Source organism: Shewanella alkalitolerans (genome assembly GCF_019457575.1).
GTDB lineage: Bacteria > Pseudomonadota > Gammaproteobacteria > Enterobacterales > Shewanellaceae > Shewanella > Shewanella loihica.
The window spans coordinates 1,668,887-1,693,116 of sequence record NZ_CP080422.1; the positions used below are offsets into that span (position 1 = coordinate 1,668,887).

The window sequence follows — 24,230 nt, forward strand, 5'->3', positions numbered from 1 at the left end:
TGGCCGGGATGAAACTCATGATAACCGGCGCCACCTCTGGGATAGGCAAGCAGCTCGCCCTTGGCTATGCCAAGGCCGGGCATAAAGTAATCGCCTGTGGTCGCAGTCAGGCAAAGCTAGATGCGCTAACAGAGGCGCAGCCTAACATCAGCACCCTGTGTTTCGATTTGACCCAGTACGATAGCTATCCCACGCTCGCTGCCGACCATGGGCCGCTGGATCTGCTGATCCTCAACGCCGGCGACTGCGAATATATCGACGATGCGCTCAACTTCGATGCCAAGCGTTTCGACAAGATCATCAATATCAACCTTATCGCCATCGGCTACGCCCTGCAGGCCTGGTTACCTAAGCTAAGAACCGGCGGACGCCTGGTGTTGGTCAGTTCCAGCGCCCAGCTTTTGGCGCTACCACGAGCCGAGGCCTACGGGGCCTCCAAGGCGGGGCTGAGTTACCTGGCCAAGGTGCTGGCGATCGATCTGGCTAAGCATCAGATAGAGGTCACTTTGGTGCATCCAGGCTTCGTGCAGACGCCGCTAACGGATAGAAACACCTTTGCCATGCCCATGATGATCGGCGCCGAGGAGGCCGCCGATACCATAATGCGCGGCATCGCCAAGGGCAAGCGCGACATTCGCTTCCCACGCCTGTTTATCTGGCTGATGCAGAGCCTCTCACTGTTACCTTTTTCGCTCTGGCGCCGTCTCGCCATGAGGATGGTGTCTCCATGAAAAAAATTGCCATTATTGGCTCGGGCATTTCGGGCCTGACCTGCGCCTATCTGCTGGACAAGCACTATGAGGTGACCCTGTTTGAGCAAAACGATTACGTGGGCGGACACACGGCCACGGTCGATGTGCACCATGAGGGTCGCGACTATGCCATAGATACCGGCTTTATCGTGTTCAACGACAGGACCTATCCTAATTTCAATCGTCTGCTGGCCATGCTCGGCATCGAGGGACAAGCTACCGAGATGAGTTTTAGCGTGCACAACCGCCAGACGGGTTTCGAGTACAACGGCCACGGCCTCAATAGCCTGTTTGCCCAGCGGCGTAATCTGTTTCGTCCCCGTTTTTGGCGTCTGCTGAGTGAGATCCTAAGATTCAATCGCCTCTGCAAGGAGTGTTACGGCCAGGATACGGTACCTGATGGGATGACCCTGGGGGAATTTCTGCAGCAATATGGTTTTTCTCGCTTTTTCAGCGAACACTACATTCTGCCCATGGGGGCGGCCATCTGGTCGACCAGCCTGAAAGAGATGCAGGCCTTCGAGCTTAGGTTCTTCATCCGTTTCTTCTACAACCATGGCCTGCTCAACATCAGCGACAGGCCCCAGTGGTATGTGGTGCCCGGCGGCTCACGTCAGTATGTTGAGGCGATCCTCGCGGGCCTCTCTTGTCCGGTACATTTAGGTAGCCAGATTGAGGGGGTATATCGCCAGGAGGGTGAGGTGAGGCTGGTGCTGCAAGGGGGCGAAACCCAGGTGTTCGATGAGGTGATCTTCGCCTGTCACTCGGACCAGGCCCTTGCGCTGTTAGGAGATGCCACGGTCGATGAGCAAGAAGTGCTGGGCGGCATTCCCTATAGCCGTAACGAGGTGGTACTGCACACAGATATCAGTCTGCTGCCTAAGCGGCCACTGGCCTGGGCGAGCTGGAACTATATGCTGGATGATAATCTCGAGCGCGCCGCCTGTGTCACCTACAACATGAATATCCTCCAAGGGATCGACAGCGACACCACCTTCTGCGTCACCCTGAATCAGAGTGAGGAGATAGCCGAAGATAAGGTGCTGCGCCGCTTCGTCTATCACCATCCAGTGCTTAACGAGGCCAGCTGCCGCGCCCAGCAGCGACGCTTGGATATATGCGGTAAGTCCCACACCCATTTTGTCGGCGCCTATTGGTACAACGGCTTCCATGAAGATGGGGTGCGTAGCGCCCTGGATGTCACTAAGCGCTTCGGGATGAGCCTATGAGCGCCAATGGCCAAACATCTGCTGCCTCTCAAGCGAGCGAGCAGCGAGAGCCAAAAGCGCCTGTGGAGCGCAGCGGCATCTATGTCGGACAGGTACGCCATCGCAGGTTTGGCGAGATCCCACACGCCTTTGGCTATCGCCTCTACATGATGGGGCTTGACCTCGACGAGCTCTCTGCAGTGACATCCCGCAGCTGGCTGTTTGGCCAGCATTGGTTCAACCCCATACGTTTTAATGAAAAAGATTACCTCAAAAATGAACCCGGCAGCCTTAAGCAGCGTATTGCCCAGAAAGTCGCCGCACTCGGTGGAAGTTGGCAGACAGAAAACAGGGTCGTGATGCTGGCTCAGTGCCGCTGCTTAGGGGTTTATTTCAGCCCCATCAACTTCTACTTCTGTTACGACGCGCAGCAGGTTTGCCGCTACATGTTGGCCGAGGTGAGTAACACCCCCTGGAACCAGAGGCATTACTACCTGCTGAGCCTAGAGGGCGAGATGAAGCTCAAGAAGGCATTTCATGTGTCGCCCTTTATGGCGATGGAGATGACCTATCATTGGCGAGTTTCGCCGCCGGCGGCCAAGGCGTTGGTGCATATCGAGAACCATCAGGAGGCTAAGGTGTTCGATGCTACCCTGGCGCTCGACAGACAGGGGATAACCCCGGGTAATCTGCTGAGCACCTGGGTCAGGATCCCTGCCATGACGGTGAAGATGCTGCTCGGGATCTACTGGCAGGCGCTTAAGCTGTTTGTCAAGCGGGTGCCCTTTATCGCACACCCAGATGCCGATAGCGCGAGTTAAGCCAGTAGCCAGTCTCGCTGATTATGAAATTGGCGCAGGCAGGCAGACAGCAGCAGAGCATGGCGACAACCCGGATGCAGATGGTATTTCATTTAGCGAGGTAGAGATGGAACAGACAATCAAACAAGTAAATGGTGTAAGGCCTCGCGCTGTGGCAGTGGAACTGGGCGCAATGCAGAAGTATCGCGCCCTGGTCATTCGCCTCTTGGGCCAGCTCAAAGGCGGCTTTATCACCCTCATCGAAGGTGATACGCAGCAGCAGTTTGGTGAGCGAAGTGCAAGCCTCAGCGCCCAGTTAAACGTGTTGGATCCCAGCTTCTATCGCGACCTTATCCAGGGGGGCAGCATAGGCGCCGCCGAGGCGTTTCTCGATGGTAAGTGGACCAGCCCGGATCTTACCCGTCTAATTCAGGTGATGGCCCGCAATCAAACCCGGCTGGACGCGCTGGAGCAGAAGATGGCCTGGCTGACCCGCATCAAGCATCTGCTGCTAAGGCTGAGTCAACGCAACACTGAGCAGGGCGCCAAGCGCAACATCCTGGCCCACTACGACATAGGTAACGAGCTCTACGAGCGCTTCCTCGATGACTCTATGCTCTACTCCTGCGCGCTTTACGGCGACAGTGCTCAGACGCTCGCTCAAGCCCAGCAGCATAAGCTACAAACCATCTGCGAAAAGCTGGAACTCAAGCCCGGAGAACATGTGCTGGAAATAGGCACAGGCTGGGGGGCGCTAGCCATCTATATGGCGCAGCACTATGGCTGCCGCGTTACCACGACCACCATATCCGATGCCCAGTATCAATATGCCAAGACGCGGATTGAGCAGGCGGGCCTTAGTGACCAGATAACCCTGCTCAAGCAGGATTATCGTCGCCTGACAGGTCAGTACGACAAGCTGGTGTCGATAGAGATGATAGAGGCGGTTGGCCACGAGTATTTAGGAACATTTTTCGAGACCTGCTCGGGCCTGCTAAAAGATGATGGCAAGATGCTGCTGCAGGCGATCACCATCAGCGATGGCCGCTACGATAAGTACCGTAAAGGCGTCGATTTTATTCAGAAATATATTTTCCCCGGTGGCTGTCTGCCGTCGGTGGCCGTGATGAGTGAGCAGCTGGCCAAGCGTACCGACATGGTGATCTGCGATCTGGAGGATATCGGCCTGCACTATGCCAGAACCTTGTACGACTGGCGTCAGGCGTTCGAGCAGGCCTGGCCGGAACTGGAGGCGATGGGCTATGACGAGCAATTTAAGCGTCTCTGGCTGTTTTACTTCTGCTACTGCGAAGGGGCATTTAAGGAGCGACTTATCGCCACCCATCATCTGGTCGCCCGTAAGCACAGGTATTTTGGTGCTCGGGATGAAAGCGTTCTGGCTTATTAATCTTGGCCTGTTTCAGCTGGCTTGGTGGTCGGCGGCCTGGTTAACAAACTCGGCCAGCTACATCATCTTTGGGCTGATCGTGCTGCACTGTCTGCTGTCCCCCTGTGTGAAGGCGGATCTTAGGCTGATGGCGCTTTTGCCGCTGGGGCTGCTGGTGGATGGGGCGCTCATCGCCCTCGGCACCTTCCGCGGCATCGAATCTGCATTTCCCCTCTGGCTGGCCCTGCTGTGGGTGATCTTCCTGATGAGCTTCAATCACAGCTTACGCCTGCTATCCGGGCTCAGCCTGCCCTGGCTGATGCTCATCGGCGCCCTTGGCGGGGCGGGCAGCTATTGGGCCGGGGTAAGTCTGGGCGCCTTAACGACCCAAGTCTCGGCTATCGATTTTTGGTCGATCGCGGCGCCTGTTTGGGCAGTGCTCCTGCCCTTGCTGGTTTGGGGACAGGGGAAGGTCTCAAGGCTGCAAGCTAGCAAGCTCATTCGGTAACAAGCTCATTAGGTAAGAAGCGTATTAGGTTAGAAGTGTATTAGGTAAGAAAGCGAGGTGAGTCATGGGCAAAGTTCTATTGCTATTACTCTTAAGCCTGAGTGTGCAGGCCGCGGATCTCGACAGGCTGCATAAGATAGGTAGCGCCGAGATGCAGTATCTGTTTTGGACCTTGTATCGCGCCGAGCTGTATAGCGCGCAGCCTGACTATGAGGCGAGTGCCGATAAGGCGCTGAAGATAAATTACTACCGAGATATCGAAAGTGATCTGCTTATCGAGGCCACCGCAGATCAGTGGCGTCACCTGGGGTACTCAGACCAGCAGATAACCTCTTGGCAGCTGCATATCCAGGGGCTCTGGCCCGATGTGCGCGAGGGCGACAGCCTGACCCTATGGGTGAACGGCCAGGGTGACAGCTATTTCTACTTCGGTGACAAGCCGCTTGGGCAGATCCAGGATCGCACCTTCGGCGAGGCGTTTCTGGCCATCTGGTTATCTGAGCGCACCTCAGAGCCTGAGTTAAGACAGGGCCTATTGGGATTAAGACAATGAAAAAGTTCGTTTTGGCATTTGTGACCTCCTTACTTATCTTGCTGCTTAGTGCCTGTGGCAGTGCCTCACTGGAGGACTATAGCGACACCACTCCAGAGCTGCATCTGGACAGCTTTTTTGACGGTAAGCTAAAGGCCTACGGCATAGTACTGGATCGCTCCGGCATCCTGATAAGGCGCTTCGAGGTGGATATGCTGGCTAGCTGGCAGGGCGATAAGGGTGAGATCCAGGAGTGGTTTCTGTTCGATGACGGCGAGAAGAGCGAGCGCACCTGGCAGCTCACCAAGCTAGATGATAATTCCTACCAAGGCAGCGCCCAAGACGTGGTGGGCACAGCCCTTGGCCAAACCCGAGGGGCGGCGCTGTTCTGGCAATATGAACTCGAGATCCCTATAGATGGCGAGATCTACCAGGTGACCTTAGATGATTGGATGTTTCTGCTCGATGATAAGCGCCTGTTCAACAAGACAGAGATGAGCAAGTTTGGCATCAAGGTAGGAGAAGTTATCCTCTACATAGAGAAAATTTAGGGTTAAACCGTCAACCCGTTTGCTGTCGTCATTTTAAATCGCGTTTGAGCATGCGTCTGGTTATCCAAACCTCATGGTTTCTACTAACATAAAGACTGATGCTCTTTTGATACGCCGTATTTATATCCGTGAATGAATTCCATTACTCCAACTAGAACCAAGCATTATTGACGTTACACTTGAGGGAATGAGCATAGCACTTATTGGCACATACATTGTTTGCGCGGCGATGTGACGCTTAAGAGGCAGCTTATATGAAAGGTTTACAACAATCTCAGGTGGACAGTTTTAAGGCTGGATTTGGTGGCGATGTTATTTTGCCCGAAGACAGCAACTATGACGAAGTGCGACAGATCTGGAATGCCATGATAGATCGAAAACCGGGGATGATCGCCCGTTGCACCTCGGCGGAGGATGTGGTCAAGGCCGTCAACTTTGGCCGGGAACATGATTTACTCATCTCGGTTCGCGGCGGTGGCCACAATATCGCGGGAAAGGCACTTTGTGACGATGGCCTGCTGATAGATCTGTCCTTGATGAAACAGGTCAAGGTCGACCCCGACAAACAACTGGCTTTGGTTGAGCCGGGTTGTACCTTGGCGGATGTGGACGCCGCCACTCAGAAACATGGCCTGGCGGTACCCGTGGGGATCAACTCCACCACAGGGATCGCAGGATTAACCTTAGGTGGTGGCTTTGGCTGGTTGAGCCGCAAACTCGGCATGACAATCGATAACCTGATGTCGGCCAATGTGGTGACCGCAGAAGGCAAGCAGCTCGTTGCCAGTCAGGCCAGTGAACCAGAGCTCTTCTGGGGACTGCGCGGCGGGGGTGGTAACTTCGGTATAGTTACTCAATTTGAGTTTAAGCTGCATCCCCTCGGGCCCGACGTCCTCAGCGGCCTCATCGTTTTCCCCTTCGAGCAGGCAAAATCTGTTATCAGCCAGTTTGTTAACTTTACCGCTAATGCGCCCGAGGAGTTAAGTGTCTGGATGGTGGCACGTAAGGCGCCGCCATTGCCATTTCTCCCTGAGTCGGTTCACGGCAAAGAGGTGATAGTGCTGGCAATCTGTTATGCCGGCGATCCCGCCGAAGGTGAGAAACTGATCGCGCCGCTTCGTCAATTTGGCACGCCTGTGGGTGAGCATGTGGGCGTACAACCCTTTGCAGCCTGGCAGCAGGCCTTCGATCCTCTGTTGACGCCCGGTTCGCGTAACTATTGGAAGTCCCATAATTTTACCCAGCTTAGTGAAGCGGCTATCGATACGGCCATCGAATATGCCGGTACCCTGCCCACTGAGCAGTGTGAGATCTTTATCGCCTCAATCGGTTGCGCCACCTGTCTTCCGGCCGCCGATGCCATGGCTTATTCGGCCCGGGATGCTCAGTACGTATTGAACGTGCATGTGCGCTGGGAGTCTGCCGATGATGATAAACGCTGTATCGCCTGGGCGCGGGAGTTCTTCGATAAGACCAAGCCTTTTGCCAGCGGTGGCGCCTACATCAACTTCCTGACCGATGATGAATCCGATCGTACCGAGTCGGCGTATGGGGAAACCTATGGGCGATTACGTCAGCTTAAGAAGCAGTACGATCCGAATAATCTGTTTAGGGTGAATCAGAACATCAAGCCCGCTTAAATTGGGGCTTAGGTTGAAAGCAGTAACCAAGTGACTGTTTACTTTTTAAATAACAGTCACTTGGCTACTTGGCTACTGGATTAGTGTGCTACTTAGCTACTTAGCTACTTAGCTACTTGGCTTCGGAGGCGATAACCGCCTTTATGCCGTGGGGATGGACCTTGATGCAGAGGTTGCCCCGCTTGAAGGCTATGGTGGGGTTAGCCAGGCGCTCATGTTCCCCCTGAGGCGAACTCATCTTCACCTTAACATCCGTTTCCTGAGCCAGCACTCTGGTAAGTGTCGGCACCCGCTCGAGTAGCTGCTCGCTCAGTGTCTCTGTAGCGGTCGCGCCGCCCGGCAGTACCAGCTCGATATGTTCCCAGCCTTCCACCGGGTAGCGTTTATCGCCGGGGTAGGGCAGCTCGATACATTCTATCGTCAGCTCGCCTAGTACCATGGGAGCGTCGAGGGCGATGATGAGAATGGGGCGACCGTTGATCATATTATCTGAGATGATCTCACCCTGACGGCAGAAGGCCTCTCTTAGGCTGTCGGCGCCTTGGCTAGTGTTGACCCTGAGGGCGGCATGGTCGCACTCGAGATCTAGGGCATCCAACCCTAGCTCCTTCATGAAATCTAAAATTGCTTGGCTGAAGGTGGGCCACTGCAGCTTGAGCGCGTCAAAGGTCAGCTCATCGGAAACTTGAGATTCAGTCATCATCTTAATTGTCTTGTGTGGACTCAAAATTGGGTATTAGTGCCGTGCTAGCGGCACAGGCACCGGGTTCGGCACTGGGGGCGGCACTGGTCTTAAGGCCAGATCTCTATGGGGGTGCCGGTATCGACGGCGCGCCACAGCTCGTCTATCTCTTCGTTCTTGATGGCGATGCAGCCGTCGGTCCAGTTGAGGCGCTGGGCTTCATCCGGGGTGAGCGATGAGTTCGGATTCTGGCCGTGGATCATGATCTGTCCGCCGGGATTGATCCCCAGCGCGGCGGCCCTGAGTTTATCTTCGTCGTTGGGGTAGGAGATATGGATAGCGCGGTAGTAGGCGCTGTCGGCCTTCTTATAATCCAGGATGTAGCGCCCCTCTGGGGTGCGTTGATCTCCCTCTTGCAGCTTGTGGCCGACCGGGCGATCCCCCAGGGCAATCTTGTAGCGTCTTAACACTTTACCTTGTCGCATCAACAACATGCTGGCTTCAGACTTATTAACCACCACGAGATCGACCTTGCCAATCTGGCTCTTACTGGCGCTGTGGGGCGAGCTGAGGCCACTCGATTGCGCCCAGGTAACCCCTACCGGGGCGAGCAGGCAGAGCAGCAGGAGTTGTTTAAAAAATGTCTGCATCGTCTTGGTTCGGTAAAATAAAGCCACTACTTGGGTGTTCATCATACCTTATTTTAGATTAAGCTGGATCGGTTAATTCCATGTTGCGTCAAAGCGCATGGGGTTGGCACGTTTTTATGGTATGAGAGATGACAAAAGATATAGCAAGCGATAAGGATTGTTGATTTAGATGGATGAGACCCCGCAAGAGGCACGTAAACAGAAACTCAGAGAGATTATCTTCGGCACAGACACGCCGGCCGGTCGCTATTTCGACCTTAGCCTGATCGTCTGTATCGTGTTGAGTGTCGCCCTGGTATTTGTCGACACCATAGATAGCGTGCATAACCGCTACGGCGACTGGATCCGCATCGCCGAGTGGGGCTTTACCGGCATATTTACCCTGGAGTATCTGCTTAGGCTCTACTGCTCGGCCCATCCGGTGCAATACGCCCGCAGCTTCTACGGCGTGGTGGACCTGCTCTCCATTCTGCCCAGTTACCTGGCGCTCATCTTCCCGGGAGCCAACTTCACGCTGGTGATCCGTGTGCTGCGACTGTTCCGCATCTTCAGGGTGCTTAAGTTGCTGCGTTATCTCAGCGAGGGCAACATACTGCTGCGGGCCATGATGCAGTCGAGCCGTAAGGTATTTCTGTTCTTCTTCTCCGTCAGCCTGATCGTCATGGTGCTCAGCGCCATCATGTATGTGGTAGAAGGACCCGAGCATGGTTTCACCTCCATGCCCAAATCTATCTACTGGACAATCGTGACCATCACTACGGTAGGTTATGGCGATATCACCCCGCAGACCACCTTAGGGCAGGGGATCGCCGCGCTGACCATGCTGATCGGTTACTCCATCATCGCCATTCCGACCGGCATCCTGACCTCGGAGATCTCCCAGGAGATGGTGCGCAAGAAAGATCTGCGCCGCTGCAGCAACTGTCTCAAGATGGGTCACGAAGTCTCGGCGCTCTACTGTGACAAATGCGGCAACGAGCTGGAAACAGACCTCTAGGGAGCCCTATGTTTGCAATCTATTCGGCAGTAAGCGTGATTGACCATGAGGGAGCGTTATGACCACGGCTAAGTTTGTCCAGGGCTCCATCATGCGCCACATACTGGTGATGAGCTCCACCGCCGCCATCGGCATCTCGGCGTTGTTTGTGGTGGATCTGATCGACATCTTCTTCCTCAGTCTGCTGGGGGAGCAGGAGTTGGCCGCAGCCGTGGGCTACGCGGGCACCATCTCTTTCTTTACCACCTCGATCGGAATAGGGCTCTCTATTGCCCTCGGCGCCCTGGTGTCCCGCGCCGTGGGGGCCAAAGAGTTTGAGCTGGCCAAGCGCTTGCTGCTCAACAGCGCTGTGGTGACAGTGCTGGTGGCCTCTGTCGTCGCCATCATAGTCACCTGTTTTATCCCCGAGCTGCTCACCCTAGTGGGCGCCACGGGCCGCACCGGTGAGCTGGCCGCCGGTTACCTCTATATTCTGGTGCCCTCCATGCCCATCATCTGTCTGGCGATGGCCCTGGGGGCCGCGCTCAGGGCGGTGGGCGATGCCAAGCTCTCCATGGTGTCGACCCTCACGGGGGGCGGGGTCAATTTGGTGTTCGATCCTATCTTCATCTTCCTACTGGCCATGGGCATAGAAGGGGCGGCGCTCGCCTCTGTGCTGGCTCGACTGGCGGTGCTGCTGGTGGCCGCTAGGGGCGTGGTGGTCAAGCATAAGCTGTTTGGCCGTTTCGATTTGACCGCTTTCAAGGAAGATATCAAGCCAATTTTTGCCATCGCGGGCCCCGCGATGATGACCAACATCGCCACCCCCGTAGGCAACGCAGTGGTGACCCGCGCCATCGCCGAGTTTGGTGACAGTTATGTGGCCGCCTGGGCCGTGCTGGGCAGGTTGACGCCCGTGGCCTTTGGCATGATCTTCGCGCTAAGCGGCGCCATAGGCCCGATAGTCGGGCAGAACTTCGGCGCGCGGGAGTTTGCCCGCGTGCGTCAGAGTCTCACCAAGGCGCTGCAATTCTGCGCCCTGTATGTGGTGACTGTCTCCTTGCTGCTGATGCTGCTGCAGGAGCAGATAGTGGCCCTGTTTGCTATGCAGGGGGAGAGTGCCGAGCTGATCCGCTTCTTCTGTCGCTACATCGCTGTCTTCTTCGTCTTCTCCGGCGCTCTGTTTGTGGCGAACGCCTCCTTCAATAACCTGGGTAAGGCCAAGTACTCGACCCTGTTTAACGTGGGTAAGGCAACCCTGGGCACCATTCCCTTCGTCTACTATGGCGGCCAGCTCGGAGGCGTCGAAGGTGTGTTGATTGGCCAGGTGCTGGGGGCGATCCTCTTCGGCGTACTCGGAGTGTTAACCGCCTATCGTCTGGTAGATAAGGTGCAGGCGAGCGCCGTACCTGCGGTCAGTCAGGAGGCGCTGGACGAGGAGCTTAGCCCCAGCAGCCCTAATCCATTGTCGTCCTCCTGCGCTCAGATGGCGCAGCTCAGCGAAGAGCAAGATTGTGAGGAGAGTAATAGAGTGAGTGAGCTGGTTACAGGCCCGGGCCGCGACTAGCCACACTTGGTTTTTAACAAGAATTGATGAAAACCGCTTTGAAAGTGAGATACAAAAACGGCGCCCGTGATGGCGCCGCTTGGGGGAAGGACTAAGCACTAGTCCTAGCTCTTTCTATTTAATAGCCTTGAGCCTTATTGCTCAGCGGGGGATTACTTAGAGGCCTGTTAGTCAGAAGCTTTTGACTCTGCGGTTTGTGAAACTTCTTCCTGCTCAGCTGTTTCAACAGCCTCAACAGCGACTTCCTGCTCGCCCTCTACCTTAGCGGCCTTCTCGGCGGCATTAGCCTTGGCAGCCATCTCGGCCTGCTCCTGAGCCAGCATCTTGGCGCGATCGCCCTTAGAGATATATTTCTTTACGGTCGGCGGCGTATGTTTGTTGTGACGGGCCTTGGCGCGCTTTGCCGTCTTCTTCAGCATCTTTTGTTTCTTGTTCATACTTCCACCAGGGTGTTTGATTCAGATAAAATAAGGGCTTAAACCTAGTTAGCTTAAACCGGGGGCGGATTTTAACCTAATCTGTGCCAAGCGGCTATAGGCAAAAATAGCAGATAGAGGAAATATGACCCTGTTAACCTATGATGGCAAGATCACCTTCTTCGAGCGATTCGAAGCCGATATCCTCAGCGGGGCGAAAACCATCACCCTCAGGGATGAGAGCGAGTCGCACTTTCGCGTCGGTGACCGCTTGTCGGTATCCACCTTTGAAACCGGGCGACACTTCTGCGATATTCAGGTGGTGCGGGTCGAAACGCTTGCCTTCGAGGCATTAAACTCCCAGCACGCCGCGCAGGAGAACATGACGCTTGAGCAGTTAAAGGCGGTGATCACCGAGATTTATGGTGAGATTGATACCCTCTATCTTATCGAATATCGCCTGCTCTAGCTTGTTTGACCCAGGATGAATAAGGAAAAATCGGAATAACAAGGATAAGTCGGAATGACAAGGATAAGTCGGAATGACAAGGATAAGTCGGAATGACAAGGACAAGTCGGAATGACAAGGAGCCAGCCAGTGACGTCCCCCCACAATGAGTCAGTGATCTTACTCCATGGTTTGGCGCGCACTCGAGGCTCGATGGAGAAGATGGAACATGCCCTGTCGGCTAAGGGCTATCAGTGCGTGAATCTGGGGTACCCTTCGACTCAGTTCGATATCGAGACGCTGGCCAGCGAGCATATCGACAGGGCGCTGTCACAGTGCCGGGGCGAGAGAGTGCACTTCGTGACCCATTCCATGGGCGGCATACTGGTGCGTCAGTATCTGAGCCAGCATACTTTGCCTGCACTTGGCCGTGTGGTCATGCTTGGGCCGCCCAATCGCGGCAGCGAGGTGGTGGATAGTCTCAAAGATTTTCCCGGATTTAAGTGGATAAACGGCCCGGCGGGTCTGCAGCTGGGCACGGAGGAAGAGAGCGTGCCCAATCGCCTGGGCAAGGCGCACTTTGAAGTGGGGGTGATTGCGGGTAATCGCAGCGTGAACCTGCTGCTCTCGACTCTTTTGCCAGGGCCCAACGATGGTAAGGTCTCTGTGGCCCGCACCTGCTTGGAGGGGATGCGGGATCATATCAGCCTGGCGGTCACCCATCCCTTCATGATGAATAACCCCAGCGTGATCGCCCAGACGGCGCATTTCTTGGCCCATGGACGCTTTCAGCGCTGAGACGTGACTCGGCGCTTATTTGTTGGCAAACTTGCTGATGTCGGCGTCGGTAGCGCCGTCGTTACACTCGCCGCGGATCTCACCGCGTCCTTCCTCTATGATACGGCTCAGCTCCAGATAGCCTTCGCGGCAATAGCCTGTCATGGCGATGGTCTTCTCAAGGCCTAACTCTATCTGCTGTGTCCAGCGGGTCAGATCTGGCTCATAGACAGAGCGTTTCTTGCTGCCCGAGCGTTTCATCTTTTCTATCTGGCGTACCCGCTGCATGTGGGGCTGCTCAAGCGTAGGCAGGTCGGCGTACTTCACCCTGTAGGTAAACAGCTTGATGCCGTTGCCCTTGATCGAAGTATGGAAGGTATCTTCAACGCGCACCTTAAAATCATCGACGTCGCGTTTGCTTACGCAGCCGCCAAGGCCAAGGATTACTGTGAGCAGCAGTGTGGTGGTAAGCAGTGGGGAGCGTATCGGCATCTTGTTGTTATCTTTATTTTTCGTCGAGGTTAACATTCGTTGCAGGGTCAGCATAACCCAATCGCCGGGGGAGATCACCCCAGGTGACCTGACTTTACCTAAATTGACTCAAGCCGAGTAACTTGAACTGGCTCACGTAAATGGGGTGGGATGTGAGAAAATTGTTGTTATTTGTTAGCGTCTTGGCACACTCAAGGTAAGGGGAAATGTGTTAGGAGATCCCCAGTGCTAAGGAGTATGCATGTCGGCCTTGTTAAGCCTGTTTCGTTCATTACTCGGCAGTTTTCGGGATCTGGTACCCATCATATGTGTGGTTGCCTTCTTCGAGATCTTCGTGCTGCATCAGGCCCCGGCTAATCTGGCCGAGATCCTGCTCGGGCTGGTATTTATCGTCTTCGGTTTGACATTCTTCGTCTTTGGGCTCGAGATGGGCCTGTTTCCCATAGGCGAGTCTCTGGCCCAGGCGTTGGCGCGTAAGGGCAGCGTCTTCTGGTTAGTTGTCTTCTCCTTCTCCCTGGGCTTTGGCACTACTTTAGCGGAGCCGGCGCTGACGGCGGTGGCCAACGAGGCGGCCGAGGTCGCGGCGAACTCTGGGGCCATTGCAGCAAGTCAGGAGGCCATGGATAGCTATGCCATGGGGCTCAGGCTGACGGTGGCCATCTCGGTGGGGCTGGCGATTCTCCTCGGGGTGATCCGCATCCTCAAGGGCTGGCCCATTCATTATCTGATCATCGGCGGTTATCTCTGCGTCATGGTGCTGACGGCCTTTGCGCCGGAGAATATCATAGGGATCGCCTATGACTCTGGCGGCGTGACCACCTCCACCATTACCGTGCCGCTGGTGACCGCCTTGGGGGTAGGCTTGGCCAGCGTGATCAAGGGGCGTAATCCTATGTTGGATGGCTTTGGCTTGATCGCCTTTGCCAGTCTGACGCCGATGATCTTCGTATTACTCTACGGCATGTGGGTGTTGTGATGACTTACCTGAGTGAGATGCTAGACACCCTCTTATTGACTGCCCGGGATGTGGTGCCCATCGCTGCCATCTTGTTTGGTTTTCAGCTGGGTGTGCTCAAACGTGCCATTGCCAATTGGCGCCGGATGCTGCTGGGCTTTGTCTATGTGATCATCGGCCTTAGCCTGTTTCTGGTGGGCCTTGAGCTGGCGCTGTTTCCCATCGGTCAGAGCATGGCCAGTCAGCTGACCTCACCCGATTTTCTCCACCCTGAGGGCGGCGACACGCCCTTTATCTGGCAAGATTATCTTTGGGTCTACCTGTTTGCCGCGGCTATTGGTTTTAGCACCACGATTGCCGAGCCTTCATTGATTGCCGTAGCGATCAAGGCCAACGAAGTATCGGGCGGCGCCATCGGTATTCAGGGGCTGAGGATCTCGGTGGCGATCGGGGTGGCCATGGGGATTGCGCTTGGCTGTTTTCGTATCGTGGTGGGTGACCCTATTCATTATTACATCATGGCCGGCTATGTGCTGGTGGTGATCCAGACCTATTATGCCCCTAAGATGATAGTGCCACTGGCCTATGACTCGGGTGGGGTGACCACCTCGACCGTTACCGTGCCGCTGGTGGCGGCGCTGGGCTTGGGTCTTGCCACCAATGTGGCGGGGCGTGACCCACTTATCGATGGCTTTGGCCTGATTGCCTTTGCCAGCCTGTTTCCTATGATCACAGTAATGGGCTATGCCCAGTTAGTCGAATTCTTAAGTCAGCGAAAATCCGCTAAGGAGCGAGACCATGCGCTTTAAACTTATCGTCGCCTTCGTCGATGAAACCTGTACCGATACCGTGCTCGATGCGGCGAGAGAGGCGGGCGCCACGGGAGCGACTGTCATCAACCATGCCCGCGGCGAAGGACTCGAAAAGAAGAAGACCTTCATGGGCCTGGGCCTGGATATACAGCGCGACGTGATCCTCTGGTTGGTGGAGGAGCACATGAGCCGCAGCATTCTGGAAACCATTTGCCGGGTAGGGGAGTTTGACACTAACCCGGGGCAGGGGATAGCCATACAGATAGATGTGGAGGACGCCGTGGGCGTCGCCCATCAGGTGGAAAAACTCAGCAAAGAGATTGAGGATCAACTATGAAACCAAGCAGGCTAATTAAGAACAGCGACGTCATGAAAGACAGCTATGTGATGGTCGATGGTCTGCATACCGTGGCCGAGGCGATCAAGCTGGCTGTGGGTAACGATGTCAGCATGTTGCTGGTGAACAAGCGTCATGAACACGACGAATATGGCATGGTGCTGATGAGCGATATCGCCCGAAAGGTGCTGGCGAAAGACAAGTCGCCGGAGCGGGTCAATGTCTATGAGATCATGATAAAGCCCGTGCTGTCTGTACATGCCGACATGGATATTCGCTATACCGCCAGGCTGTTCGAACGCTTCGGCATCAACAAGGCGCCGGTGATCGAGGCGGGTAAGATCTTAGGTGTGGTGACCTATCATGACATAGTGCTCAAGGGGATGATGCCCCATCTCTAGCAGCTTGAGCCAGACAATAAAAAGGGCACCCTAGGGTGCCCATTGCGCTTAAGCGATAGCTAAGGTGCCTAGGTTACACCTTAGGCGAAACGCTTGTTGAGATAATCTATGATATCTGAGGATTCATACATCCACTGAGTCTCTCCCGCCTCGTCGATACGCAGGCAAGGCACCTTGGCCAGTCCACCCTGTTCTACCAGCATCTGTTGATGCTCGGCTTGTTTGGCGTCGACAGTGACGATATTTAGCCCTTGGCGACGAATGGCGCGGCGTACCTTAACGCAGAAGGGGCAGGCGGCGTATTGATAAAGCTGGAGCCCTTGTGTCTGCTCGTCGACCTTTGCCTGCTCGGCCAGCGGACGCTGACGCTTCTTAGGGGTAAAAACAAAATTCAGAAACAGGATAATGCGGCCTAATACCCAGCGAACAATAAACATTAACGACTCCTAGATAATTTTGATGGGGCGGATTCTAACGCAAGCGTGATGGAGATCAAAGCCTCGACGTAAACTGAGCGCTGGTGAGAGGCATTTCGCCCTGTTTGGCGCCAAGTATGTTGTGAAGACACTATGGCCTGTAGCGGCAAAGAATAAAGCGGCCAAGCTGTCCATAAACTGGAGCCTGGCCGCTTGAGAAGGTTAACGCCTCTGTTATTCGGCGCTTAGGGTCAGCAGGGCCTGTGAGGCGCTGGTGTCGAGCGCGGCCTGACTGTCGAGCACGAATACCCGGCCAGGTTCAATCTTGGCCTCTTCAATCAGGTATTGCTTCACGGCCAGGGCCCGGCTCTGAGCCAGCTGACCCAGGGCGTTATCGTCGAGCTGCTGGGCCGAGACCAGATAGTTGTACAGGGCTATATGCCAGCGGGTCTGCAGCTCCTCGGCGCTCTTATTCCCGGCACTATTTTCCTGCTGGGCCTGCTGCTGTTTGATCTCCTTGAGCACTTCGCCGGGATCTTTTTGCAGCGTCTTCTCATAGAGAGATTTAAGCGCATCAGAGAGTATTCCTGTGGTCGGGAAGGTGCTGGCGGTGAGTTCAGCCGGCATCTGCGCCTCGGTGAACTTGGCATCATCAAGCTGTGCCTGGGCAACCAGTTCCTGGTGCAACTTGGCCGTCATCAGGGCTTGACTGTCGCTTACCGGATCCACCGCGCCCTTGGCGCTGACGGTGAGTTTGGGCCTGTCGGACAAGCCCTTGGCCAGCTTGCTCAGTAGTGACTGGCTCTCCTCTGGCAGCGTCGCCAGACCTGGGGTAAAGGCCACCTTATCCAGCTCATCGTCTGAGCCTAATAGGCCGGCCAACAGGCTGAAGGGTGCGGTCACCGCCTTAGTGATCACATTGGTGAAGGCGGTGGCGATAATGCTACCGAAGCTAAAGCTTGGCTCGTTGAGATCGCCAGAGACCTGCAGGCCAAGGTCGATCACCCCGTGTCTGTCTTGTAACAGGGCGATTGCCAGGGTGACAGGCAGAGAGGTCGCCAGGCTGGAGTTACTCTTCTTACCCAGCTGCAGCTGATCGACCACCAGATGGTTGTCGCCCACCAACTGATTGTTCTCCAGCTGATATTTAAGATCCAGCGACATCAAGCCTTTGTCTATGTAGTAACCCGCATAGGTGCCCGAATAGGGGTTCACCGAGGTGAGCTCCACATGCTTGAAACTGAGGTCGAGGTCCAGATAAGGCTGCTCTAGTAGGGGATTGATCTCACCCTTGAGGACGACTGGGGCGTATCTGTCTATCTTGCCCTTGATATCGACCTTGGCGGCCCTGTCGCTACTTGAGGAGAGGTTGGCGATATTGCCTTCGAGCTGCTCTATGCTGGCGGCAAAGTTAGGAGTGAGAGAGTTATCGGCAAAGAAGGTCGAGCCATCTTTAAACACTATCTTGTTGATGCTAAGGGCCATCGGCTTGGCCGCATCGACGGTTTGCGCTGTGGCCTTTTCCTCTGCTGCTTGTTTTTCCTGTTTGTCATTTTCCTGTTTGTCATTTTTCCGGGTGGCAGGCTTAGCTGCGCCGGATTGGTCGGCATCGGCCGCCCCTTCGTTTGCGATAGCATCATCCGTCGCAACGACAAGTAGATCCTGGAAGTTAGTGGTGCGATCTTCGTTGATCAGAATGCGTCCGTATGGCTTGTTTAACGTGACTTGATCGATTGCCAGTTTATTGGCCTCTTTTTCGAAGTCGAGCTGGTTGAGATCCAGCTGCTGCCACTTCACCAATGTCTTGTTGGCCTTAAGGTCTTTGACCTGAAGATCGTCAACCTGAAGTGTGCCCTGATAATTTAGTTTTCCGTTGGCGTCGGCAAGCAGTTGTCCAGATGTTGCCAGGCGGCCATCGTCAATCTTGATGTTCACAATAGGCGCAATGTAGTTCTGGAACCAGTTAAGGCTAAGCCCATCGAGTGAAAGCTCGGCGCTGACCTGCTTGGCCAGGGCGTCGATTTGCCCCTGACTCTGCACCTTAGCACTTTGGTTGATGGCTAATGCTAGTTGATAGTCGATGGGCTGACTAAGGCTCTCATCTACCGCGCCTGTGGTGAGTTGCAACTGGCCTATCTGCCAGAGGTTCTCTTCTTTAAACAGCTGCTCGGTAAGGTTTAACTGATAGTTGCTCAGGCTGATCTTCTCAAGCTTGGCGTGCCAGCTTGGTGCCTGAGTGTCTGTCTTCTTGTCAGAATTTGCCACTTGCTTGCTGGTATCGGCTTCGGCGACTTGTACATTGGCACCTTTTACATTGCCATCTTGAGTGTCTGCAGCCTGCTCGTTTGCCGTACTATTGTCAGTCGCTTTAGGCGTCTCAGTCGATTTCGCCTTATCACCATTACCTATTGGTGCCAGCAGGGCGGCGAGATCGACCCCTTTACCATCTAGGCGTGCGTTAACCAAGAGGTCGCTCGAGGTCAGGGCGGCCACATCGACCTGCTGTTGGCCAAGATCCGCTGCGATGCCCGAGAGGGCAAAACGTCCCAGGGAGATAAGCTCTCGCTGCTCATGGGTGATCAGTAGCTCACTGAAATTCAACTCGCCGGCGCTGGTGCTGGCCTCAAGCTGGTCGTCATCCATGGCGACGCGGTACTCGGTGGCGAAATCCACATAGCCCTTGTCCAGTGACACATGGAAGGCCTTATCGACAAAGGCCCACAGCTGCGGCAGATCGATATGGCTCAGGCGGACATCGCCGACAAGCTCGAAGGGGGTAAGCTGTACCTGGCCCTTGAGGGCTATCTTGCCGCCGCGATCGCTATGAAACTCCATATGGTAGCGGTTGGCCTTCTGCGCCGCGTCATTTTTGGCATCAAGGCTCTGGCCCTCAAGAGGCTGCGGCTTTGCGGTATTGCCGCTTACCTTAGTGGCAGCTATGGGGTTATGGGAGTCGAAGCTGGCGACCTTGAGGTTAACCTTGGGATAGCTGACTTCCCCTTGAGTGATCTCATCGAGTAGATGCAGGTTAGCATCGACGATCGCCAGATTCTTGAGGATAAAGTGGGGAATAGTCTTACTGCCCTCTGGCTCAGGTTCTGGTTGCGCCTCGCTGTTTTTCGCCAGGGTCTCCAGGATGTCGGAGAAGTTAAACCTTAGCGCCTCGTCGCTTTCTAAGCGTTTTACCTCCGCGTGGGGATTTTCCAGTGTGATATCCGTGAGACTCAGCCCTTGCTGAAACAGGGAGTCCCAAAATTGGATATTCAGGCCGAGGCGTTTAAAGCCGACAAAGGGCTGGTCGTCTTTTTCCTTGATGGCAAAGTCTGTGAGCTCGACCTCGAGGGTAAAGGGATTGATCTTCACCTGGGTAAGCGAGACGGGTCTTTGGATCTGGTTCGACAGCTGCTTAGGGATTTGCTGGGTCAGCAGATAAGGAAGCAGTAGACCCAGTAACAGGGTCCATGTTAAATACAGGGTAATTGAGATACCAATATATCTTTGATATTTGGGCAGCTGTTTGTATTTTTGTCCGAGTTTTGCGAAAAATGATGGGACGGAAGACATAATGACCTTAATGACGTTGTAGACGAACTGAAAAGATTCAAGGAAGGGGGGACGGCGAGTCCAATCCGCACGTTTGTGAACCAGTCGCTATAATTTTAGTAGGTTTATTATCGATAATGAACGGCTAAAGATTAAATTTATTTAAATTTTTACGAGATAAATCGACATATATGACAACATTTTACCTCGACGGTCAGGCATTTGAGGCCAAGGCCGGTGAGTCGGTATTGGACACCCTGATACGCCATGGTCAGCGGGTCAATTACTCCTGTAAGAAGGGGGTGTGCAAAACCTGTCTGCTACAACATGTCGATGGCGAGATGGCGATCGGCGCCCAGCGCGGCCTGACCTTGGGGCTCAAGCAGCGTCACTATCTCTGCTCCTGTCAGTGTAAGCCCACTCCCGCCCTGCGCCTCAAGTCTATCTTGCCACAGGACCTCTTTATCGGCGCCAAGATCCAGGAGAAGCAGTTTATCAATGAGGCCGTGGTGCGTGTTCGCTTGGCACTGGATGAGCCTTTGGCGCACCATCCGGGGCAGTATATTAATTTACGTCGCTTCGACGGCCTGACCCGTAGCTATTCACCCACCAGCCTGCCGGGGGAGCCCTTTTTAGAGCTGCATGTGCGGCGCAAATACAATGGCCAGTTCAGTGACTGGCTGTATCACCACGCGGGCATAGGCGAGAGCTTGCTGGTGCAGGGGCCGCTAGGCAGTCGCTATTATCGCACCGCCTATCGCGATGCCAAGCTGATCATCGTCGCCTTCGGCAGCGGCCTGGGAGTGGCCCACGGCATGTTGATGCAGGCGCTGGCTCAGGGTCATCAGGGAGAGATCTTCCTCTATGTCGGCGCACGGGACGATAACGACCTCTACCTGCACCCTAAATTGCTCAAGATGATGCTGGAGCATCGCCAGTTTCATTATCAGGCCTGTATCACGGGGCAGAGTGAGAGCAAGGGGCGGCGGGTGATCCACGCCAACCCGTTTAGCGAGGCGCTCAAGTGTCATCAATTCGACCGTCAACAGCACCTGTTTCTCTGCGGCGAGCCAGGCCTGGTTAACGAGAGCCGGGAGATCGCCTTTCTTAACGGTTTCCCCATCGAGCGGATCCACAGCCTGTCGTTCGAGTATAAAGATCTGCGTAAACGTCCAAGGGGCTAGCCTAGACTTATGTAGTATCCACAATGGACTGTTATTTTAATCCTAATGTGATAACATCAACTAAATCATAAGGATGTAACTGTATTTGTCGCCCCTCATTCCCAGGGCAATACAGATTTCAAGGACGGAATATGCTGATACGAATTGCAATTGAAGATGACTTGACCCTGCTGGCCCCCCTGTTTGACCGTTATCGTCAGAGCCTTGGACAAACCTCCGCACTGGTCGACAGTGGTGACTTTCTGCAGGCCCGCCTGCATGAGAACGATTCGGTGATCTTCATTGCTCAGCTGGACCAGGCGATTGTCGGTTTCATTCAGCTCTATCCCTCTTTCTCTTCGCGTCTACTCAAACCCGTCTGGTACTTTGACGATCTTTATGTCGAGGAAGCCTTCCGCCATCAAGGCATCGCCACCCGTCTGGTTGAGAAGGCCAGGGAGCTGGCAGACGAGACCAATGTGATGGCGGTGCGCCGCGAGCACCTCAGTGGTGATGGCTTTATCTTTGTCGATGAATGCGACACCCGCGCCCTGTTTGCCGAGCAGGCGGTTAACCAAAACTGATAGGCTGTCTTCAGGGATTTTGCTTGTGGTAAGATAGCGCGGTTTTTTTGTCTTATCCTTGGAGATAAATCGGTGAATAAGAGTCTTATCACTAATTTACTGGCCGCCGCGTTGGTGGTCTGTGGCTATCTTTTTCAGCACGCTATCCTGTTTAGCATCGGCCTGTTTGCCCTATCGGGGGCGGTGACCAACTGGCTGGCGATCCACATGTTATTCGAGAAGGTGCCCGGCCTCTATGGCAGCGGCGTGGTGCCGGCCCGCTTTGAGGAGTTTAAGGCGGGGATCGCCCATCTCATGATGGAGCAGTTTTTCACCAACGAAAATATCGATAAGTTCCTGTCACAACAGGGTGGTAGCGTCGCGCACATCAACCTGGAGCCCGTTATCGAGAAGGTGGATATGTCACCGGCCTTCGATGCTTTGGTGACCACGGTCGAGCAGTCTTCGTTTGGTGGCATGCTGGCCATGTTTGGCGGCACAGAGGCGATAGCTCCGTTGAAAGAGCCATTTATCAATAAGATGAAGACCTCGTTAGTGGAACTGTCCCAGAGCGATGATTTCTATGAGCTGCTGAAGAATGAGATAGAGCAGCCGGACGTGTTAGCCGATCTCAGGGCGAAGGTGAAGAGCATAGTGGACCAGCGCCTGGCGGAACTCACGCCGCAGTTGGTGAAAGAGATAGTGCAGGAGATGATCAAGCAGCACCTTGGTTGGCTGGTGGTCTGGGGTGGCGTATTCGGCGGCCTCATCGGTCTGCTGGCGGCCTTGCTGAGCTAATCTCTCAAGACTTACTTTTCATACGCTGTATTTCAAAAGCTGCATTTCATAACCTCAATGATTCAGAAGGGAGCCAGGCTCCCTTTTTTCTTGGCTAAAATCTAGGCTATGTCGGTGACAGGGGAGATTTAACACTCGCTTTACTTTTAGAACGAGGGTAGATTGAAAAGTGATACTTGGCTCACGTTTATGGGCCAAAACCTAATAACGATTATCCCTGCAAGGAAATGCAATGAATCAAGACCAGACCATTAACTATATCGAGATCCCGGTTAAGGATATTACCGCGACCAAGGCCTTCTTTGGCAAGGTGTTCGGCTGGCAGTTTGAAGATTATGGTCCCGAGTACAGCTGCTTTACCAATGCCGGTATTGCCGGTGGATTTTTTCTGTCGGACAAGGGATTCGATATTGCCTCTGGCTCACCCTTGATCGTCCTCTATGCCAAGGCGTTAGAGGTATGTCTAACCTCGGTTGCCGATGCGGGCGCCTTGATCACCCAGGAGATCTTCTCCTTTCCTGGCGGTCGTCGTTTTCATTTTAAGGACCCAAACGGAAACGAGTTTGCGGTATGGTCTGAGTAAGAATGCCTCATTGTATCGTCGAATATAGCGCGCCGCTGGCGCAGCAGATTGCCATCGACAACCTGGTTGAGCAGGTGCATCGCGGCGCCATCGAGAGCGAGCTGTTTGAGCCAGCCAGTATCAAGTCTCGCGCCTATAGCGCCGAACATTACTGTGTTGGCGAGGCAAAAGCTGTTAGCTTTATTCATATCAGCTTCAAGATCATGCCGGGACGCACTAGCGAGCAAAAATTGCACCTGATGCAGTGTGTCGATCGCCTGATCGCGCCACTGTGCGCTTCTGTATCCAGCATCACCATGGAGGTGCTGGATATCGAACGAGAGCATTATTTTAAAAGGTTAAACGATTAAACGGCTAAATGATTAATCGGCTGATGAGCCGGGGTTTTATCAGGAGCAGTATGGTCAACGGGAGATGGAGTCCCAGGAGTCATTCTTGAATGCAGCGTACTAGGGCCTTGATGTTGGCGGCGGGCTTGCTCGCCGCGCAGCCCATCTATGCCGGTGAGGTCGAAGACGAGCGAGTGATGCGGGTCTGCGTCGACCACTACCCGCCGTTTCAGATCCTACAGCCTGAGCACCCACCCATAGGTGAGAATATCGCCGCGCTCGAGCTGTTTGCCAGCCTGTTACAGCGCCAGTTAACCTTTATTGCCAGCCCTAATTTCGCCCGTTGCCTGCATATGCTAGAGCAGGGTAGCGTCGATGTGTTGGCCGGAATATACGCCAAGCCTGAGCGTGCCGCCTTTAGCTATTTTCTGCCCTATCGCAATGATGGTCGCTTCGTCTTCATCAGCCAACAGACGCTGGCGAACGTGAATGACTATGAGGATCTCAGCGCGCTTTCTATCGGCGTGTCGCGGGAGACAGAGTATTTCGATCGTTTCGACAGTGATGCCGGGCTGAACAAGGTGCAGACCAATGATGTGATCTCGGCGACCAATATGCTACTCAAGGGACGCTTCGATCTGCTTATCGTCTCAGAGGTGGTACTGCCTAGCCTGAGGGCACGTTTCAGTGATTTCGACGACAAGCTTAAGGTGCATCCTTATACCCACGAGGAGCAGCGCCTGGTCTATTTCGGCGTGAGTAAGCGACATCAGATGGCGATCCCCCTGGGTGAGATGCAGGCGATTATCGGCCAGGCCTATGAAGAGGGGCGCTTCATGCACGCGGTCGAGGAGTTTGCCACGCATCATCTCGAGCATTATTGATTCACAGAGCGTTAAAAAGTGCATAAAAAAAGAGACCCTGTGGTCTCTTTTTTTATGGTT

The 24,230-nt window shown here is 54.5% G+C and carries 28 protein-coding genes; 22 read left to right on the forward strand and 6 right to left on the reverse strand.

Annotated features, from left to right (window positions below):
- The first annotated feature begins 8 nt into the window (after window positions 1-8).
- From K0J45_RS07495 to K0J45_RS07530, 8 genes are all read left to right on the forward strand, one after another.
- The gene (locus K0J45_RS07495; protein WP_220044839.1) at window positions 9-731 is read left to right on the forward strand and encodes an SDR family NAD(P)-dependent oxidoreductase; all 723 of its coding nucleotides are present in this window, start codon (window positions 9-11) and stop codon (window positions 729-731) included.
- Window positions 728-1,981 (forward strand): NAD(P)/FAD-dependent oxidoreductase, encoded by a 1,254-nt coding sequence (locus tag K0J45_RS07500; RefSeq protein ID WP_220044840.1) that lies wholly within the window; start codon window positions 728-730, stop codon window positions 1,979-1,981. The genes K0J45_RS07495 and K0J45_RS07500 overlap by 4 nt, the downstream gene beginning before the upstream one ends.
- Window positions 1,978-2,781 (forward strand): DUF1365 domain-containing protein, encoded by an 804-nt coding sequence (locus K0J45_RS07505; protein ID WP_258406788.1) that lies wholly within the window; start codon window positions 1,978-1,980, stop codon window positions 2,779-2,781. Before K0J45_RS07500 ends, K0J45_RS07505 begins: the two co-directional genes overlap by 4 nt.
- Window positions 2,782-2,887: 106 nt before the next feature.
- Entirely contained in the window at window positions 2,888-4,168 is a 1,281-nt protein-coding gene (locus K0J45_RS07510) for a class I SAM-dependent methyltransferase (RefSeq protein WP_434086954.1), read from the forward strand.
- Window positions 4,146-4,655, forward strand: coding sequence for a DUF2878 domain-containing protein (locus tag K0J45_RS07515; RefSeq protein ID WP_220044841.1), 510 nt, complete (start codon window positions 4,146-4,148; stop codon window positions 4,653-4,655). The genes K0J45_RS07510 and K0J45_RS07515 overlap by 23 nt, the downstream gene beginning before the upstream one ends.
- Window positions 4,656-4,719: 64 nt before the next feature.
- Window positions 4,720-5,208 (forward strand): chalcone isomerase family protein, encoded by a 489-nt coding sequence (locus K0J45_RS07520; protein ID WP_220044842.1) that lies wholly within the window; start codon window positions 4,720-4,722, stop codon window positions 5,206-5,208.
- Window positions 5,205-5,738: a DUF3833 domain-containing protein gene (locus tag K0J45_RS07525; RefSeq protein ID WP_220044843.1), complete on the forward strand. Its 534-nt coding sequence runs from the start codon at window positions 5,205-5,207 to the stop codon at window positions 5,736-5,738. Before K0J45_RS07520 ends, K0J45_RS07525 begins: the two co-directional genes overlap by 4 nt.
- A 254-nt stretch (window positions 5,739-5,992) precedes the next feature.
- Window positions 5,993-7,378, forward strand: coding sequence for an FAD-binding oxidoreductase (locus K0J45_RS07530; protein ID WP_220044844.1), 1,386 nt, complete (start codon window positions 5,993-5,995; stop codon window positions 7,376-7,378).
- A 112-nt stretch (window positions 7,379-7,490) separates the two neighbouring features.
- On the opposite strand, the gene K0J45_RS07535 is transcribed toward K0J45_RS07530, so the two are convergent.
- Together K0J45_RS07535 and K0J45_RS07540 are read right to left on the reverse strand one after the other, a co-directional pair.
- Window positions 7,491-8,081 (reverse strand): VOC family protein, encoded by a 591-nt coding sequence (locus tag K0J45_RS07535; RefSeq protein ID WP_220044845.1) that lies wholly within the window; start codon window positions 8,079-8,081, stop codon window positions 7,491-7,493.
- Between the two features lie 89 nt (window positions 8,082-8,170).
- Window positions 8,171-8,710 (reverse strand): L,D-transpeptidase family protein, encoded by a 540-nt coding sequence (locus tag K0J45_RS07540; protein WP_258406789.1) that lies wholly within the window; start codon window positions 8,708-8,710, stop codon window positions 8,171-8,173.
- 169 nt (window positions 8,711-8,879) lie between these two features.
- Between K0J45_RS07540 and K0J45_RS07545 the strand changes: the two genes are divergently transcribed.
- Window positions 8,880-9,707, forward strand: a complete 828-nt coding sequence (locus tag K0J45_RS07545) for an ion transporter (protein ID WP_011865290.1) — start codon at window positions 8,880-8,882, stop codon at window positions 9,705-9,707.
- A gap of 58 nt (window positions 9,708-9,765) precedes the next feature.
- A complete protein-coding gene (locus tag K0J45_RS07550) occupies window positions 9,766-11,253 on the forward strand; it encodes an MATE family efflux transporter (RefSeq protein WP_220044847.1) in 1,488 nt (495 codons plus the stop codon).
- A gap of 167 nt (window positions 11,254-11,420) precedes the next feature.
- Here the strand turns inward: K0J45_RS07550 and K0J45_RS07555 are convergent, their stop codons facing one another.
- On the reverse strand, window positions 11,421-11,690 hold the full coding sequence (locus tag K0J45_RS07555) for a DUF2986 domain-containing protein (RefSeq protein ID WP_220044848.1): 270 nt from the start codon (window positions 11,688-11,690) through the stop codon (window positions 11,421-11,423).
- Window positions 11,691-11,814: 124 nt separating this feature from the next.
- On the opposite strand from K0J45_RS07555, the gene yqfB reads away from it, so the two are divergent.
- The gene (gene yqfB / locus K0J45_RS07560) at window positions 11,815-12,138 is read left to right on the forward strand and encodes a N(4)-acetylcytidine aminohydrolase (protein ID WP_220044849.1); all 324 of its coding nucleotides are present in this window, start codon (window positions 11,815-11,817) and stop codon (window positions 12,136-12,138) included.
- Between the two features lie 129 nt (window positions 12,139-12,267).
- Complete coding sequence (locus K0J45_RS07565) at window positions 12,268-12,915, forward strand: esterase/lipase family protein (RefSeq protein WP_434086955.1); 648 nt, start codon at window positions 12,268-12,270, stop codon at window positions 12,913-12,915.
- Between the two features lie 15 nt (window positions 12,916-12,930).
- Here K0J45_RS07565 and K0J45_RS07570 read toward each other — a convergent pair whose 3' ends face one another.
- On the reverse strand, window positions 12,931-13,386 hold the full coding sequence (locus K0J45_RS07570; RefSeq protein WP_258406790.1) for a hypothetical protein: 456 nt from the start codon (window positions 13,384-13,386) through the stop codon (window positions 12,931-12,933).
- 241 nt (window positions 13,387-13,627) lie between these two features.
- On the opposite strand from K0J45_RS07570, the gene K0J45_RS07575 reads away from it, so the two are divergent.
- The 4 genes from K0J45_RS07575 to K0J45_RS07590 are packed head-to-tail and all read left to right on the forward strand — an operon-like array spanning window position 13,628 to window position 15,891.
- Complete coding sequence (locus tag K0J45_RS07575) at window positions 13,628-14,362, forward strand: DUF1538 domain-containing protein (RefSeq protein ID WP_220044852.1); 735 nt, start codon at window positions 13,628-13,630, stop codon at window positions 14,360-14,362.
- On the forward strand, window positions 14,362-15,150 hold the full coding sequence (locus tag K0J45_RS07580) for a DUF1538 domain-containing protein (protein WP_220044853.1): 789 nt from the start codon (window positions 14,362-14,364) through the stop codon (window positions 15,148-15,150). Before K0J45_RS07575 ends, K0J45_RS07580 begins: the two co-directional genes overlap by 1 nt.
- A complete protein-coding gene (locus K0J45_RS07585; protein ID WP_011865298.1) occupies window positions 15,140-15,490 on the forward strand; it encodes a P-II family nitrogen regulator in 351 nt (116 codons plus the stop codon). The genes K0J45_RS07580 and K0J45_RS07585 overlap by 11 nt, the downstream gene beginning before the upstream one ends.
- Window positions 15,487-15,891, forward strand: coding sequence for a CBS domain-containing protein (locus tag K0J45_RS07590; protein WP_011865299.1), 405 nt, complete (start codon window positions 15,487-15,489; stop codon window positions 15,889-15,891). The genes K0J45_RS07585 and K0J45_RS07590 overlap by 4 nt, the downstream gene beginning before the upstream one ends.
- 80 nt (window positions 15,892-15,971) lie before the next feature.
- Here the strand turns inward: K0J45_RS07590 and K0J45_RS07595 are convergent, their stop codons facing one another.
- Window positions 15,972-16,328 carry a glutathione S-transferase N-terminal domain-containing protein gene (locus K0J45_RS07595; RefSeq protein WP_011865300.1) on the reverse strand — a complete coding sequence of 119 codons (357 nt, stop codon included), beginning with the start codon at window positions 16,326-16,328 and terminating at the stop codon, window positions 15,972-15,974.
- Between the two features lie 213 nt (window positions 16,329-16,541).
- Window positions 16,542-19,871, reverse strand: coding sequence for a DUF748 domain-containing protein (locus K0J45_RS07600; protein ID WP_220044854.1), 3,330 nt, complete (start codon window positions 19,869-19,871; stop codon window positions 16,542-16,544).
- Between the two features lie 170 nt (window positions 19,872-20,041).
- On the opposite strand from K0J45_RS07600, the gene K0J45_RS07605 reads away from it, so the two are divergent.
- The 6 genes from K0J45_RS07605 to K0J45_RS07630 all read left to right on the forward strand — a co-directional run bounded on the left by K0J45_RS07605 (window position 20,042) and on the right by K0J45_RS07630 (window position 24,170).
- A complete protein-coding gene (locus K0J45_RS07605) occupies window positions 20,042-21,034 on the forward strand; it encodes a 2Fe-2S iron-sulfur cluster-binding protein (RefSeq protein ID WP_220044855.1) in 993 nt (330 codons plus the stop codon).
- Between the two features lie 131 nt (window positions 21,035-21,165).
- Complete coding sequence (locus K0J45_RS07610) at window positions 21,166-21,597, forward strand: GNAT family N-acetyltransferase (RefSeq protein ID WP_220044856.1); 432 nt, start codon at window positions 21,166-21,168, stop codon at window positions 21,595-21,597.
- A gap of 72 nt (window positions 21,598-21,669) precedes the next feature.
- Window positions 21,670-22,374, forward strand: coding sequence for a DUF445 domain-containing protein (locus K0J45_RS07615; protein ID WP_220044857.1), 705 nt, complete (start codon window positions 21,670-21,672; stop codon window positions 22,372-22,374).
- A gap of 232 nt (window positions 22,375-22,606) precedes the next feature.
- A complete protein-coding gene (locus K0J45_RS07620) occupies window positions 22,607-22,957 on the forward strand; it encodes a VOC family protein (protein WP_220044858.1) in 351 nt (116 codons plus the stop codon).
- 2 nt (window positions 22,958-22,959) lie between these two features.
- Window positions 22,960-23,307 carry a 5-carboxymethyl-2-hydroxymuconate Delta-isomerase gene (locus K0J45_RS07625; RefSeq protein WP_220044859.1) on the forward strand — a complete coding sequence of 116 codons (348 nt, stop codon included), beginning with the start codon at window positions 22,960-22,962 and terminating at the stop codon, window positions 23,305-23,307.
- A gap of 89 nt (window positions 23,308-23,396) precedes the next feature.
- The gene (locus tag K0J45_RS07630) at window positions 23,397-24,170 is read left to right on the forward strand and encodes a substrate-binding periplasmic protein (RefSeq protein ID WP_220044860.1); all 774 of its coding nucleotides are present in this window, start codon (window positions 23,397-23,399) and stop codon (window positions 24,168-24,170) included.
- Window positions 24,171-24,230 lie beyond the last annotated feature (60 nt).